Genomic DNA, 13,862 nt, shown 5'->3' with positions numbered 1-13,862 from the left:
GGTAAGGGCGATTAGATGAGCGTTTCGATGCCTGGAAGACAGATTCAGATCTCCGGCTCCGGTTCCTTTCCCTTTACGGATCGCGACTTCCGCGAGATCTGTTCGATGTTGCACGAGGATGCGGGAATCTTCCTCAGCGACGCCAAAGCGCCGCTCGTGTATTCGCGTCTCGCGAAACGCTTGCGGGCGCTCGGTCTGGAAAGTTTCCGCGACTATTGCGAATTGGTGAAAAGCCGGGAAGGGGTCGACGAGCGTCAGAAAATGCTCGCCGCCCTGACGACGAACGTCACCAAGTTTTTTCGCGAGCCGCATCACTTCGAGAGTCTGAAGAAGCTCGTCGCCGAGCGTGCGGGAGCGGTGCGCAAAGGCGCACGCTTGCGTCTTTGGTCGGCGGCCTGTTCCAACGGGCAGGAACCGTTTTCGATGGCGATGACGGTCCTGTCCGTCATGCCCGACGCGGCCGATTACGACGTCCGTATTCTCGCGACGGATATTGATCCGAACATGATCGCCGCCGGCAAAGCGGGCGTTTACGACGCGGAGGCGATGAGCGCGGTGCCGTCGTCGATGCGGTCGCGGTGGTTCGCGCCTCTGGAGGAAGGACAGAAAGGTCCCTGGGTTGCTTCGGAAGAGCTTTCCGCGTTGATCGCCTTTCGAGAACTGAATCTGGTTGGCTCCTGGCCCTTCAAAGGCCCATTCGACGCCATTTTCTGTCGGAACGTCGTCATTTATTTCGAGGAGGCCACTCAGATGAAAATATGGCAGAGATTCATTCCGATGATGGCGCGCCACGCGCGCCTCTATATCGGACATTCCGAGCGCGTGAACGGGTCGGCGTCCACCGAACTCGTCATCGATGGGGTCACGACGTACAAGCTGCGCGGAGGCGAGGCATGAGCTGCCGCGTGCTTGTCGTCGACGATTCCAGAAGCATGCGGGCGTTGATCGCGGAAACGCTTCGTCGCGATCCTCGGATCGAAGTGGTGGGCGAAGCGGCCGATCCGCTTGCCGCCAGAGACGCCATCAAGGAACTCAATCCGGACGTCGTCACGCTCGATATCGAAATGCCCAAAATGAACGGGCTGGAGTTTCTCGAACGGCTTATGAGGCTGCGGCCGACGCGCGTCGTGGTCATTTCGAGCCTGACCGAGCGCGGCGCCGCGACAACCATTCGGGCGATGGAAATCGGCGCGATGGAATGCATCGCCAAGCCCTCGCCGAAAGACCGGACCTCGTTCGACGATCTTGCGCAAAAGGTCGTGCAAATCGGCGCGGCGCCGAAGCCGATGGGTCCTCCGGTTCGCTCTCGAACCGACGATAATGGCGCAGGCGATAGAGCATATTCTCCCGACGGGCGGATTGTCGCCATCGGGTCTTCGATGGGTGGGGTGGACGCGCTTTTCACAGTGCTGTCCGCGCTGCCAGCCAATTGCCCGCCGACAGTCGTCGTGCAGCACATGCCTGCCCTGTTCACACAAAGTTTCGCCGCGCGCTTGGATCGGGCGTGTAAGGCGTCGGTCGCGGAAGCGAAGGACGGGGATCTGCTAGAGGTCGGCCGCGTGCTGATCGCGCCGGGCGGATCGGCCCATCTTGAGCTCGTGAAGCGCAGTCGAACCATTTGCAGGCTGGTCGAGGGGGACACGGTGAGCGGGCATCGCCCTTCCGTCGATGTTCTCTTCAGGTCGGCCGCCAGGGTAAGCGGCGCCAATACGGTCGGCGCGATTTTAACGGGTATGGGACGAGACGGCGCCGAAGGATTGCTCGAGCTGAGGAACGCCGGCGCGAGCACCATCGGCCAGGATGAGGCGACGTGTATCGTGTACGGAATGCCGAGAGCGGCATATGAAATAGGCGCAGTTGAGACGCAGCTGCCGCTTCACAAAATTGGTCCGCGGATTATCGCGGCGACAAATGCGGCAAAAGCGAGGGTGTCATGTCCATAGCCAACCAGATCAAGATACTCGTCGTGGACGATACGAACACGAGTAGGATGCTGATTCGTGACGGGCTCGAAGAATTGGGCATCCGCAACATTTTGCTGGCGAAAGATGGAGAGCAGGCGCTTCAGATGATGATGTCGACGCCGGCGCATCTGATCATCTCGGACGTCAATATGCCGAAGCTCGACGGGCTGGGGTTGCTTAAAGCGATTCGGGAGTATGGGCCGACGAAGAAGGTTCCGGTCATCATGCTGACCGGCCGCTCCGAGCGCGCGGTTCTCGAGAGCGCAATCAAATTGGGCGTGAATAACTACCTCACAAAGCCCTTCACCGTCGCGACGCTGAAAAAGGCGCTCGAAGCCATCATCGGTAAATTTTAATGCGTCACGCCACTCAGCGCTCCGGTAAGCGAATTCACGTCATTCAGGGCGAGTATCAAGTCGTGGATGATCCCGAGGTCGTGTTGACGACCGTTCTCGGGTCATGCGTCGCGGCTTGCCTGCGCGATCCCGAGGCGCGCGTCGGCGGCATGAATCACTTTCTGCTCCCGGGCGATATGGAGTCCTTCCGAAACGGCGACGCCGAAAGAGCCGGCGTTCACCTGATGGAGTTGCTGGTCAATGGGCTTTTGAAGCGGGGCGCGCGGCGTGAAAGATTGGAGGGAAAGCTCTTCGGCGGCGCTCGAATGATGGAGGGATTGTCCGACATCGGCGCGAAAAACGCCGCTTTTGCGCAAAGGTTCTTGACGAACGAGGGGATCAAGATCGTTGCGCAAGCGCTGGGCGGCACGCGTGGCCGGCGCATCGAATATTTCCCGGTTTCCGGACAGGCCCGGCAAATCTTCCTTTCGGGAGGCGACGACGCGAGGGTCATGAGCGAACGCGTCATCAAGCCGTCTTCCGCAGGCTCGGTTGAGCTGTTTTGAAGCGAGTGCGATGTCGATCAGCCATGGCCAAGGCGCGGCATAGAAGTCGATTTTTGCGTATCAGGGGGGAACGATCATGCCTAGCCGCACGCCGCAGCCTATTACTGAAATTTTGTCGCGGATTTCGGCTGAGTTGATAGACCTCGCCCAATCCGTCGACCGGTTGCATTCACTCGCCCAGAGCGTCGATGGCCCGGGAAAGAAGGAAAAGGACGCCTTCTTGCAAGAGGCCCAATCGATCGACCTAATCGAACAGCGGCTCTCGAGCTTGTCGCATTTTCTTGTCGAGCTCGTCGAGATCATCCCACCGGAGTGGGAGGTCATCGGAAAGGCCGCCGCGCAGAAGTTGAAATTATCCGCTCTGGCGCATCGTTTGTCGGCGCCTGAAGGGCATGTTCACCCGAGCCATGCGAGCGGAGAGTTGGAAATTTTCTAGTGTGCTGGTGGGCGTAATTGATGGTCGAGTTCGCGCATATTCTGGGAGAAGTGGAGCGCTTGTCCGAAGGCGCCGCGGAACTTGCAAGCCACGACGAAGCTTACTTGCGGCTACTGGAAATCGAGCGCTTTGACTGCGCGCGCACACGCGAGCCGCCGGCCGGCGCCCGGTCGCGCCGGGCCAATGAGCTCTACGCCGCGTCCGAATCGGACGGCTCGGCTCGGAATCACAAGCCGGCTGTCGTTCAAGGAAAATTCGAACTCACCCCATCGGAGTTGCGTCGACTGATCCTGCAGCTCAATAATCCAGCCTTGTCCTTGCTGGAGTTGCACGCGTTGCGGCGAGAACTTGCCTGGCGCTTTCATCCAGACCGTCTCACGCTTGCGGATAGACCGAAAGCTGACGACGCGATGGCGCAGCTCAACGCGCGTATCGACGCGCTCATTCAAGAAAAAAAGTCGAGCGGCCCGACGAAATAGCCTCGAGGCCAAGATAGAGACGTTTGCATTCGGTAGCTTCCATGTCTCGCGACAATTTTCTTCGCTGACGGACAGATTCTTGTAAGTTCCACACAAGCGAGATGCTTCAAATTGGCAGCCTGCGAGGACGCGGGCAAAGGCAATCTCGAGGCTTGGCTCGCTCCTCCGTCGGGCCAAGCGGCATGTATTCGCTGACTGACCCCAGAATACGCGCGTCGATAAAAATGGCGCCGCTCTGAGCGCAGGCGCGCGACGTTCTTTTCGCTGGAGGAAAAATGCAGCGTTTTCAGTGTCTGGTGATTGCTTCAGCGACGCTGTGCTTGGCCGGTTGCTCGCTGCCGGTGTCAGAAATTGGGCCAATCTTTGTTTATCCGCCGCCAGATTTCGGGCGCACATGTGAAGAACTTGCGATAGTACGGTCTCGCTTGACCCAGCGGTTAATCTTCACTAACCTTTACCAGGATAATCTTTATCGAGCTGATCAAACAACGACCCTCGGCATACCGACCCCTTTAGGCACTCCGTTCGAGGACAGCCACGCATTTCAGCTCGGCGTTTTGAAAGGCGAACTCATTCAGATCGACGGTAGAATCCGCGAGAGCCGTTGCGATCTTTCCAGGTAACGAGGTTCTGTTGCGCACATTATTTCCGAATAGGAAGTTTTTATCGCGTCTCCAGCCGCGGTGGGAGCCCAGAATGACAAAATCCACTTTGCAGATTGGACGCGTTCAAGCCGGAAAGGACGCCAGAGGCGAGGTCGTTTTGCCGTCTCTTTCCGAATGCAGACAGTTGGCGCAGGGGTTGAGAGACCAGCTCGACTCTCTCGAGCAGAAAATTCAGATGGCGCATGACAGGCTCATCGCCGACGCTCATCTGAATGGTGAAAACGAAAGGCTCGTTTACAGCGCCTCGGCGACCGTGATTTTGTCGATCGCCGCGTCCATGATGGAGTTCACATCTTACCGGATGGGGCGGCCCTTCGATGAGTCGGCTTTTCTTGCTGCGGCGCGCATCGCGGTCCAAAGCGGCGGCGAGCGTTCCGGCGCAAAATGCGAGCCGCTCGGCCCGAGCGTCGTCGCTTCCATTCTGGCGACCGACGAGAGAGACTCTCAACCGGACTGAAACCGGTCGGAATTTCGTAAGCAATTCGGCCTAACATCCAACCAACGCAGATTGGATCGAGGATCCGAAAGGGTCACCCCGGGCTGTTGGCGCCGGTTTGCAGCCAGGATGTCCCGGTGAGACGCAGTCGAGATTTTGACAGCTTTGTAAACGCGCTGGCGGTTCGGCGGCGTTCACGTGCGCCGATAAGCGCAAAGATTTAGAAAGTTGGAGCGCATTTTTTTTTCGCAAAAGTCTATCAACTTTTCGAGATGCGCTCCAAGTCCCCAAACGCCAGAATATCCGTTGGCGCTCGCAGCTCGAATTCGATGTGTTTCAGAGGCGCGCGAATGAGTATCATCGAAAAAGCGGCCGCCACTGACCGTCACTCGCGATGGCTGGCGATGCTGGCCGCCTTTCTTGCCGGCGGCGTCGCTTTCGGCTTATGGCAAAGGAACGCCGCTGAACAAAGACATTCCACCTTCATAAGGGCCTGTCCCAATCTCTCGACGAGCAATCCGGTTGCGTTGCGCACGCCCGAGGGGCGTATTGTGATCGTGAGTCTGGTCGATATTCCAGAGCAATATATGTCGGCCTTCTGCCCCGGCCCCGGCGAGCTTAGCCAGGCTCTGGGCATTTCGCCCGGAAACCCGGCGGGCAAGTGAGCGCTCCAGCTTGAGGCTGTCAGTTCCGGGCAAGCCAAAATCCTTAATGTGAACGCACGAAAGCACACATGAAGGGCGCTGCGTAATGGGCTTTTTGCTCGGTCTCGTTGTGACGATGGGTTGCATGTTAGGCGGCTTCGCAGCTCTCGGCGGCCATTTGATCGTGCTCTGGCAGCCCTGGGAATTCGTCATCATTCTCGGCTCGGCGCTAGGGACTTTCATCGTCGCCAATCCAACGAAGGTCATTCTGGACACCGGCAAGTCCATTGCTCAGGCTGTGCTGGATAGGGTCCCAAAGCGGCGAGACTATCTCGACGTCCTCGGATTGCTGCACGCATTGTTGCGCGAGATCCGCAGCAAGGCGCGCAATGAAGTCGAGCTCCACATCGACGCTCCCTCCGAATCCGCGATTTTCAACGCCTTCCCCGGGGTTTTGAAGAATCAGGAAATGACGGCTTTTATCTGCGATTACTGCCGTCTTTATATTATCGGCAATGTTCGCACTTTTGAGATCGAAAATCTCATGGACGAGGAAATCTCCTCGATCAAATATGACCGCCTGAAGCCTTATCATGCGCTGTCGGCGGTCGGCGACGGCCTGCCGGCGCTCGGCATCGTCGCGGCCGTTCTCGGCGTGATCAAGGCGATGGGCGCCCTCGATCAGTCGCCGGAGCTGCTCGGCGGTCTCATTGGCGCGGCCATGGTCGGGACATTCGCGGGCATTTTCGTTTCATATGGCATCGTCACGCCCCTCGCCTTCAAGGTGAAAGTGGCGCGGACAAAAGAATGTCATGTCTATCTGATCGTAAAGCAGACGCTGCTTGCCTTCATGAATGGGGCGCTTCCGCAAGTGGCGATCGAGCACGGCCGCAAATCCATTCCCTCTCATGACCGCCCCTCGATCGACGAGGTGGAGAGCGAGGCGATGAACGGCGCAGCCAAGGGGGCCGCTTGATGTCGGTCGATCTCTCGAGGCCGTCTGCGGGCCGCGCGCCGCTGGTTGCAAATGGCGTTGCGACGGTTGGCCGTCTCCCGGTCCTTCGCGCCATCCTCGACGACGCCGCGACGCGGTTCGAGAAAGCTTTATTCGAGACCACCGGCGCCGACGTCGACTTCCAAGTGAAAGACGTGCTCGCCGTTCGCGTGGGCGACGCCAAAGACATCAGCGCCGCGGTCGCGAGCGTCTTTCAGGCGTCCGAGCTTCGATGCAAGGTGGCGGTGGGCATCAATGCGGACGTCGCGCTGATGCTTATCGATCTGCTTTTTGGGGCGAGCGTCTCAATTCCCTTCACCCAACATGATCGCGGGCTCACCAAGGTCGAGTCGCGGGCCGTTGAATATGCGATAACCTCCTTGATAGAGTCGTTCCAGGCCGCCTTCTCGAAGGTCGTCGAGGTGTCATTCAAGTTGGAATCCACGGAGCAAACGCTCGATTGGCTTACGCTTGCCGGCAAAGGCGCAGCGATTGTGGTGTGCAAATTTATTCTCCAGGCGCAGGGTCGTCAGGGAGAAGCTGTTCTGGCGATCCCGCGCATCGCACTGGATCCGTATAACGACGTTCTCGCACGCGCGCCGAACGCCAACGGCAATATAGAGGACGCAGCCTGGGCGCAAAATCTCCGGGATCAGGTCGTCCGCGCGACCGTGAAGGTCTCCGCGGTCATGGAGAAGCGTGGGATGACCTTGGGCGACGTCGCATGTTTCCACGTTGGCCAGCTTATTGCTCTTCCCTTCTCTCCGACGAGCTTGATCCCACTGAAAAACGGTTCACGATCGCTCTTCAATTGCGAACTCGGGCAAAAAGAGGGTTTCTACACGGTTCGCATCGAGGAAAAAATCGACGGCGAGCAGGAGTTCATCAACAGGATCATCGGCAATCAACCGTGACGTTCGGTAAAATGGGACCGTTTCACGGAGAGGCGATGTCTGCTAAAGTGAGAAACCGATAATGGATCCGCAGGACATGGAACAATTCGAGCAATTGGGCATGGAGGACGCGGCCGAGCCGGCGCCTGCGGCCCCCAAAGCTCGTGAGCCGGACATGCGCCCGGGCGCTCCAAAGATCGACGCCATCTTGCAGATTCCCGTGGTGCTGCAGGTCGTGGTAGGTTCGACGACGATTCCCGTGGCCGATCTTCTCAACCTCGGACGCGGGGCGGTCATACCGCTGGACAGCCGAGTCGGGGATCCCGTCGAAATCATGATCAACGGCCGGGAAATCGCGCGTGGCGAGGTGGTCGTCATCGAGGACGACAATACGAGGTTCGGCGTGTCCCTGACCGAAATTCGCGATCCTACTCTCAGCGCTCTGCAACAATAGAACTGGTGATCGCATTTCATGGATAGCTCTCTTGCGAGCCTTCCCTCGAGACCGCTGGCGGGCGCGGAAAAAGTCGCGGCGATCTTGCTGTCGCTCGATCGCGACGTTGCGCAGCGGCTGCTCAAGCATTTCGACCAGGTCGAGCTGAGGCGCATCGCCAAAGTCGCGGCGAGTCTCGGCACCGTGCCCGCGGCCGTCATGGAGCAGCTTATCGAGGATTTGATTGGCCAGCTTTCCATGGATGGGACGGATCTGATGGGCACGCTCGGGCAGGCCGAGGCTTTGCTGATGGGCGTCGTGCCCGAGGAGCAGGTGGCCGAGATCATGTCGGAGGTGCTCGGCAAGTCGAACGAGCATTTCTGGCGGCGGCTCTCCACAATCCCCGAAACGACGCTGGCCGAGTATTTTTCCAAAGAACATCCGCAGACCATCGCGGCCGTCGCATCGAAGGTCGATCCGGCCGTCTCGGCGCGGTTCCTGGCGCTTTTGCCGAGCTCGATGCGCAATGAGGTGATGCGCCGAATGCTCACCTCTGGACCGATCTCTGATTCTGCTCTCCGCTTGCTCGAAGCGGCGCTGCAAGACGATTTGATGGGGGCGGGCGCGTCGAGCTCCTCGGCTGGCGCGAGCCGAAAGGTCGCGGCCATCGTCAATCAGATGGACAGCAATCAAATCGAGGAGATTTTGCAGTCCGTCGCGGAAACCGAGCCGGCGATCGCCGAAGATCTGAAGGGAATGCTGTTCACCTTCGAGGATATTCCGTCGCTGAGCCCTCGCGCGCGCGCCATTTTGCTGGATCAAGTCCCGACCGATCGTCTGATCGTGGCGCTACGCGGGGCGAACGAAAGCTTGCGCAGCGCGATACTTCCGTCCTTGTCCGCGCGCATGCGGCGCATGGTCGAGGCAGAGCTTACCGCCGGCGATCCGCCGCCAAGACGAGAGATCATCAAAGCGCAGCGCGCCATCGCGGAAACGGTGCTGAAACTGTCGGAGGCCGGGCTCGTCGACTTGCGTGAAAGCGCCGCGTAAAGCGGAAGGCGGTCGTCGATGTCCGAGAGCGAAGACGCAGACTCCAAAACAGAAGAGCCGACAGAAAAGAAAATTGGCGACGCTCTCGAGCGGGGTCAGACGGCGGTTTCGAAGGAGGTTTCGACCTTCGCGGGCTTCCTGGGCCTATTTCTTTGCCTCTCTTTCATCTACCGGGCATCCACAGGGCGTCTCAGCGGCACGCTGGCGCTTTTGCTGGAAAACGCGGGCACGGTCCGAATCTCGACCGGCGAGGACCTCGCAAGGTTTTTCGCCTATATCGGCGGCGAGGCGCTCAGCTTTCTTGGACCCTTTCTGGGGCTTATCGCGGGTTTGGGGATCGCGGCGTCCTTCGTCCAGGGCGCGCCGCGCGTCGCCTTCGACAGGATCACGCCCGACCTGGGCCGCATCTCTCCAATTAAGGGCTGGAAGCGGCTTTTCGGCGTGGGCGGGCTGGTCGAGCTTGGCAAATCGACCGCCAAGATCGCGATTCTTACCGGTAGCCTCGCCTTTTCCTTGATTGTCGACCGCGAGACGCTCGTCAATGCGATGCGCACCGATCCGAGATTGGCGCCCGAGCTGATCCTCACGATCCTGTTGCATCTTACCAGCGTCGTTTGCATCGTCGCCGGATTGCTCGCGGGCGCGGACTGGGCCTGGACGCGCTTCAAATGGCGGCGTGATCTTCGCATGAGCCGTCATGAGCTGAAGGAAGAAATCAAGCAGGCTGAAGGCGGCGGATTGGTGAAGGCGCGCATGCGCTCGTTGGCCCAGAGCCGCGCGAGAAAGCGGATGATGAACGCCGTGCCGCGCGCCACGCTCGTGATCGCCAACCCGACGCATTACGCCATCGCTTTGAGATATGTCAGGGAAGAGGGCGGGGCGCCGCTCGTTCTGGCGAAAGGTAAGGACCTTATCGCCCTGAAAATCCGTCAGGTGGCGGAGGAGAACCAGATCCCAGTCTTCGAAAAGAAAGAGCTGGTTCGGGCGATGTACGAGTTTGTCGAGGTCGATCGCATGATCCCCCCCGAATTCTTCCGTCCCATCGCGGAGCTCATCCACTTCCTGTCGAGCCGCGGCGGCGCGCAAGGGCGAAACGGCAATATGCGCATTGCCCTGAGGCGGCGGCTCGATTTAAATGCGCGCACTCCGCGAGCTCGATAGAAGCATCGTCCGGCGCTCTCTGGCGCCGGGCAAGCAGGGCTTGCCGCTGGAGGGGCTCTGCTAACCTTCTCCCGCAACATTGTAGCGGAGCCGGCGCGTCTTCGCCCAACCGATCGCATCCTGCGCCCCGAGGACAAAGGACTGCTCGGTAATCTGGGTGTCGTCGCACTCCGCCGCTCTTTGGAAGATGCGCGCTGCGATGGAAAGGAGCACGGTCACAGAGGCGTTCATGAACACGATATCGTCTTTGCCATTCGCCTCTATATCGTTCAAACCGCGAGCGATGGCGTTCCGAACGTCATAATCAAGTAATTCGAGCTGCCCACGAAGTGGATCTCGCAGTCGCTGACATTCTTCGATCGTCGGCATAGCAGGAGCATTTGGTGCTGCGCCGATCTGGTTCGCTCTACCCATCGTTAGACTGGCCTCGTTACCATCGAATATGCGGATTATGTCCGTGGTTGGTGAAGAATAACTTAAACCTATTCCTCTTTTGCATTGAAAAACAGGTAGTAGTGCATATGGCGATTCGCCGATGGCCGCCTCTCGATGCCGGGGGTGAGCTTACACTCGGCGGATTGTCCGACGCAATGCGCCTAGCCGCTGTAATATCCCGCGTATCTGGCGCCAGGCTGTGCGCGCTTGGAAGCTTGCAGCTCGATGGCGGTCGCGCGCCGCGCAGTCCTCGGCCGGCGCTCGAGCGGTGGACTCAATGCGCGCGAGGCCAAAGGGGATTTGCTACGAAGAGGGGAAAGTGGTGCTGCAAGAGAGGATTGAACTCTGGCATTGCGGTTTTTGTGCGTTGTAAATCAATGCATTGCGAGCGATGGTGCGAGCCGATTTGTAACATTGGAACGGCCCGCTTTTTGTTCCATTAGAGAGGTCGTGAGGGCGCTGATTTGACCTTGGGGTCTCAAGTGGGTTACTGATTCGATGCAGCAACGCAGGCCTGCGCAACGACCCAAAAATTGCGACGATAGCCTTGTCCCAAGTCCTTCTGATTAGCGTTAGGCCTCGCTGGGTTGAGCAGATTCTGAGTGGAAACAAATCCTTTGAGCTGAGACGCCGTCCCCCGAAACTCAGCACTGCCATAAATGCACTAATCTACGAATCTGCTCCCCATTGCAGATTGAGAGCTCAATGCAAAATGGGCCCAACTCATATCGCCGCACCGCAAGCGATATGGGACCTTGCAGGTGAAAAGTCTTGCCTAAGCAGGGCAGAGTTCGATCTTTATTTTTCCGGCTTGAATTCAGCGAGCGCAATTAGAGTTTCCGACGTTAGGGAGCTCGATCCCGTATTTTCGTTAGCTGAATTACGAAGCAGTTGCTCCTTTAGGCCACCACAATCGTGGTGTTGGGCAAGCCAAAAGCTGATCGATGCGATAGGTGGAGAACCGTGATCATCTTTGCGTGTGGTTTGTCCAAATCGGGCAAAACAAGCCTGATCAGGAGTGCAAGGCTTGAGCGATATGGCATTCGACACGTTGTCGCTAGCGAGTTTCTGCAAACCCTGGGCCAAAAAATAACCTCACTAACCCCCCAAGACATTGCGAGAAACCAAGCGGTCTTAACTGAGGGCCTCCTTGCGCTACTTGCACGCAGTGGCGGCACAATCGTGCTCGACGGCCACCTAATAATAGAATCAGGTAACACGACCCAAATTATTCCCATCGAGGCGCTTGATGCCTTACCGTTGTTGGGTGTTATCCAAATTCACGCGCTGCCAAGCGCAATTGTTAGGCGACGAATTAACAGTCTCACCGCCAAACCGGTGGCAGAACTTATCCGCCTGATAAAGCTGGAGGCTAAGCAGTCTTCGAAGCTAGCACTGCGCCACCACGTAAAGCGTTATCAGCTGGAAAGCAGAGATTCAGCTGGGCTAACCAGGATTGTTAACAGCCTCATGAGCACATAGTGGGGAGCAATGTTCCGTTGAAGACGTGTTCAACTCTTCCCTGCCCGTAGTATCCGCAGACGGACAGGCCGGGGCCGAAGCTCCATCGCCTCAAGAGCCCTTTGAATTCGTGCAACCGTTCTTCCGGCACTGTGAAAAGAGGCTTGGAGTTCCCCATCCACTCAAAAGCTTCTTCAGCCAATTCGGTGCCAACACGGCTCAAGCGTGCGTCTGGATGAACCCAAAGGGTGCATAATTTCTGCTCAGTCCCCCGCTTCGCGATAGCGACGCCGCTAATAGTTGCCCCCGAAACGTGCGCAAGCAGAAGCCTTTCCCCAGCGTAAACTCCGGGAACAACTTTACCAAAATACCACTCACCGAAGCCCGGATAGGTTCTTTCCAGCTCCTTTAAAGCACCAAAGATGGCGTCGAAGTCGGGACGGCAAAGCGCCCCCCTTGCTGGCGCATGTCCAACCCCAGAGACATGCTCGCATAATTGACTAGACCGAATCATTCTAACGCTCCACGATCGCCGCAGGATGTGACCTCTGCTCTGAAATGCAAGCTCTTTCGAGCTACACATCGCCGTTTTCAGACCTATTTTTTCGGATGCGGTCGTAAAGACCCAGCAGAGCGAGTCCGAGCATAACGAGAGCGCTCAGTTGGATCGTAAGCTCGGTGGTCTGCTTCCCCTCTGTTATTTGCTTCAGGAGCGCCGCCAAGGTGCCTTGAACGGCACTTCCTAGGCCGCCAAACAAAGCCAATGCTAGAGCGTAGAGGCCAAAATTGGGAATGAACTTTCGGAAGATTGCAAGTGCCATAAAGTCATCGACGCTCGCACCAGGCTGTGCAATCTCCCTCCAATGGTATATGACCATCTCAGAAGGGACCTTGCCAAATTGCTCAAGGTAGTGATCCCATATATTAGGCTCTAGTTTGCGCATTTTCCTAAAATCTGCATGGGATTTTATGAGCTCAACGTCTACGCGTCGCGCAAGTAGAAAATGAATAGCGCTTATGTCTGGGAAAAACATATTTGGAATATTTGATCTGAGAGTATTGCTGAAATTCCGTTTTTCGTTCACTCTGAATTCAATTATGTCCGTTCTGGAGAAAACGCTTATGAACAACTTCTCTTCTGCGTCAAATTTGCTTGCAAACAGTTTGTATAGTTCTTTTCTTCCGAATTTAAGCCTCAAGCGGATGTAGTAGTCGCCAACTTCATCTAGATTCTGGAATAATGAGTCGTTGAACGTGAGAACTGTGCCGTCAGTATTATCTCCATCTTTGAGGTGAAAAATGCTCAGGTGTTTTTCGAAATCGATATAGACGACTCTCAGATAAACCTTGTCGTTTGAATTTTTGACTTGATAGGTGAGTGAGTTTTCGGACCCAATTTTTAGGACATTATTGAATATAGCAGATATCGTGTTTTTGTTTTTCAGGACCGTTGATAAGTCGGTTACTCGGTCAAGAGATATTTCGGCTGGAATATAGAAGTGCAGCTGACGAATTGTTCGAGCTTCTTTAATGCGGAATCCGACGTCGAGGGCGGCATTATCTTGAGGTAAATCCTGCCACATATTGAAATGGAGTTCAATTTTTGGCGCGTGTCCATCAATCTCTGTCTCGATTGGATCGCACCAAATCGCCAAACTACCGCGCACAGCTGAACTCCGCTTTCTGGAGGGGGTAAAGCGTAAGCAACAAGCCACATTCCTGATAGCTTGTCTTAAGCCTTTGTTGCGAGGCGGCGCAACCTGAGCCCTCGCCATACAATATGTCACGCGCCTTCTAAAATGTGCGTAAACGATCGGTTGCGCGCAGGGCGGCATCTTGATGTGCAAAATATAGCTATTGACAATATCGCACACTGTGCGAAAAATCTCCCTATGAAACGCGCAGGGGCG

18 protein-coding genes are annotated in these 13,862 nt (G+C 57.0%); 15 read left to right on the top strand and 3 right to left on the bottom strand.

Annotated features, from left to right (window positions below; translation table 11 throughout):
• Nucleotides 1-15 precede the first annotated feature (15 nt).
• From JJT62_RS17535 to JJT62_RS17470, 14 genes are all read left to right on the top strand, one after another.
• Complete coding sequence (locus JJT62_RS17535) at nucleotides 16-897, top strand: protein-glutamate O-methyltransferase CheR (RefSeq protein ID WP_246744976.1); 882 nt, start codon at nucleotides 16-18, stop codon at nucleotides 895-897.
• On the top strand, nucleotides 894-1,943 hold the full coding sequence (locus JJT62_RS17530) for a chemotaxis response regulator protein-glutamate methylesterase (protein ID WP_202074072.1): 1,050 nt from the start codon (nucleotides 894-896) through the stop codon (nucleotides 1,941-1,943). Before JJT62_RS17535 ends, JJT62_RS17530 begins: the two co-directional genes overlap by 4 nt.
• Nucleotides 1,934-2,320, top strand: a complete 387-nt coding sequence (locus JJT62_RS17525) for a response regulator (RefSeq protein ID WP_202074070.1) — start codon at nucleotides 1,934-1,936, stop codon at nucleotides 2,318-2,320. The genes JJT62_RS17530 and JJT62_RS17525 overlap by 10 nt, the downstream gene beginning before the upstream one ends.
• On the top strand, nucleotides 2,320-2,865 hold the full coding sequence (locus tag JJT62_RS17520) for a chemotaxis protein CheD (RefSeq protein WP_202074067.1): 546 nt from the start codon (nucleotides 2,320-2,322) through the stop codon (nucleotides 2,863-2,865). The genes JJT62_RS17525 and JJT62_RS17520 overlap by 1 nt, the downstream gene beginning before the upstream one ends.
• Before the next feature lie 76 nt (nucleotides 2,866-2,941).
• The gene (locus JJT62_RS17515) at nucleotides 2,942-3,301 is read left to right on the top strand and encodes a hypothetical protein (RefSeq protein WP_202074065.1); all 360 of its coding nucleotides are present in this window, start codon (nucleotides 2,942-2,944) and stop codon (nucleotides 3,299-3,301) included.
• Nucleotides 3,302-3,321: 20 nt separating this feature from the next.
• Entirely contained in the window at nucleotides 3,322-3,780 is a 459-nt protein-coding gene (locus JJT62_RS17510; protein ID WP_202074064.1) for a hypothetical protein, read from the top strand.
• A gap of 275 nt (nucleotides 3,781-4,055) precedes the next feature.
• Nucleotides 4,056-4,403 (top strand): hypothetical protein, encoded by a 348-nt coding sequence (locus tag JJT62_RS17505; protein WP_202074063.1) that lies wholly within the window; start codon nucleotides 4,056-4,058, stop codon nucleotides 4,401-4,403.
• Between the two features lie 73 nt (nucleotides 4,404-4,476).
• Complete coding sequence (locus tag JJT62_RS17500; RefSeq protein ID WP_202074062.1) at nucleotides 4,477-4,902, top strand: hypothetical protein; 426 nt, start codon at nucleotides 4,477-4,479, stop codon at nucleotides 4,900-4,902.
• 329 nt (nucleotides 4,903-5,231) lie between these two features.
• Nucleotides 5,232-5,546, top strand: coding sequence for a hypothetical protein (locus tag JJT62_RS17495; protein ID WP_202074061.1), 315 nt, complete (start codon nucleotides 5,232-5,234; stop codon nucleotides 5,544-5,546).
• An 85-nt stretch (nucleotides 5,547-5,631) separates the two neighbouring features.
• Nucleotides 5,632-6,501 (top strand): flagellar motor stator protein MotA, encoded by an 870-nt coding sequence (gene motA, locus JJT62_RS17490; RefSeq protein WP_202074060.1) that lies wholly within the window; start codon nucleotides 5,632-5,634, stop codon nucleotides 6,499-6,501.
• On the top strand, nucleotides 6,501-7,433 hold the full coding sequence (locus tag JJT62_RS17485) for a FliM/FliN family flagellar motor switch protein (protein ID WP_202074059.1): 933 nt from the start codon (nucleotides 6,501-6,503) through the stop codon (nucleotides 7,431-7,433). Before motA ends, JJT62_RS17485 begins: the two co-directional genes overlap by 1 nt.
• A gap of 154 nt (nucleotides 7,434-7,587) precedes the next feature.
• On the top strand, nucleotides 7,588-7,866 hold the full coding sequence (gene fliN / locus JJT62_RS17480; RefSeq protein WP_246744982.1) for a flagellar motor switch protein FliN: 279 nt from the start codon (nucleotides 7,588-7,590) through the stop codon (nucleotides 7,864-7,866).
• 18 nt (nucleotides 7,867-7,884) lie between these two features.
• Nucleotides 7,885-8,895: a flagellar motor switch protein FliG gene (locus tag JJT62_RS17475; protein WP_202074057.1), complete on the top strand. Its 1,011-nt coding sequence runs from the start codon at nucleotides 7,885-7,887 to the stop codon at nucleotides 8,893-8,895.
• 18 nt (nucleotides 8,896-8,913) lie between these two features.
• Nucleotides 8,914-10,056, top strand: a complete 1,143-nt coding sequence (locus JJT62_RS17470; protein ID WP_202074056.1) for an EscU/YscU/HrcU family type III secretion system export apparatus switch protein — start codon at nucleotides 8,914-8,916, stop codon at nucleotides 10,054-10,056.
• Between the two features lie 60 nt (nucleotides 10,057-10,116).
• On the opposite strand, the gene JJT62_RS17465 is transcribed toward JJT62_RS17470, so the two are convergent.
• Nucleotides 10,117-10,425, bottom strand: a complete 309-nt coding sequence (locus tag JJT62_RS17465; protein WP_202074055.1) for a hypothetical protein — start codon at nucleotides 10,423-10,425, stop codon at nucleotides 10,117-10,119.
• A 1,029-nt stretch (nucleotides 10,426-11,454) separates the two neighbouring features.
• Between JJT62_RS17465 and JJT62_RS18980 the strand changes: the two genes are divergently transcribed.
• Nucleotides 11,455-11,973, top strand: a complete 519-nt coding sequence (locus JJT62_RS18980; protein ID WP_210340715.1) for a hypothetical protein — start codon at nucleotides 11,455-11,457, stop codon at nucleotides 11,971-11,973.
• Here JJT62_RS18980 and JJT62_RS17460 read toward each other — a convergent pair.
• A complete protein-coding gene (locus JJT62_RS17460; RefSeq protein ID WP_202074054.1) occupies nucleotides 11,960-12,466 on the bottom strand; it encodes a hypothetical protein in 507 nt (168 codons plus the stop codon). The two genes, JJT62_RS18980 and JJT62_RS17460, sit on opposite strands and share 14 nt — an antisense overlap.
• 61 nt (nucleotides 12,467-12,527) lie before the next feature.
• A complete protein-coding gene (locus JJT62_RS17455; protein ID WP_202074053.1) occupies nucleotides 12,528-13,826 on the bottom strand; it encodes a hypothetical protein in 1,299 nt (432 codons plus the stop codon).
• Between the last annotated feature and the right edge of the window lie 36 nt (nucleotides 13,827-13,862).

Origin of the sequence: Methylocystis sp. Sn-Cys, from assembly GCF_016745395.1 — a bacterium.
In the GTDB taxonomy this organism is placed as follows: Bacteria; Pseudomonadota; Alphaproteobacteria; order Rhizobiales; family Beijerinckiaceae; genus Methylocystis; species Methylocystis iwaonis.
The sequence above is the reverse complement of the archived record's forward strand: the minus strand, read 5'-3'. Positions and strand labels throughout refer to the sequence as shown.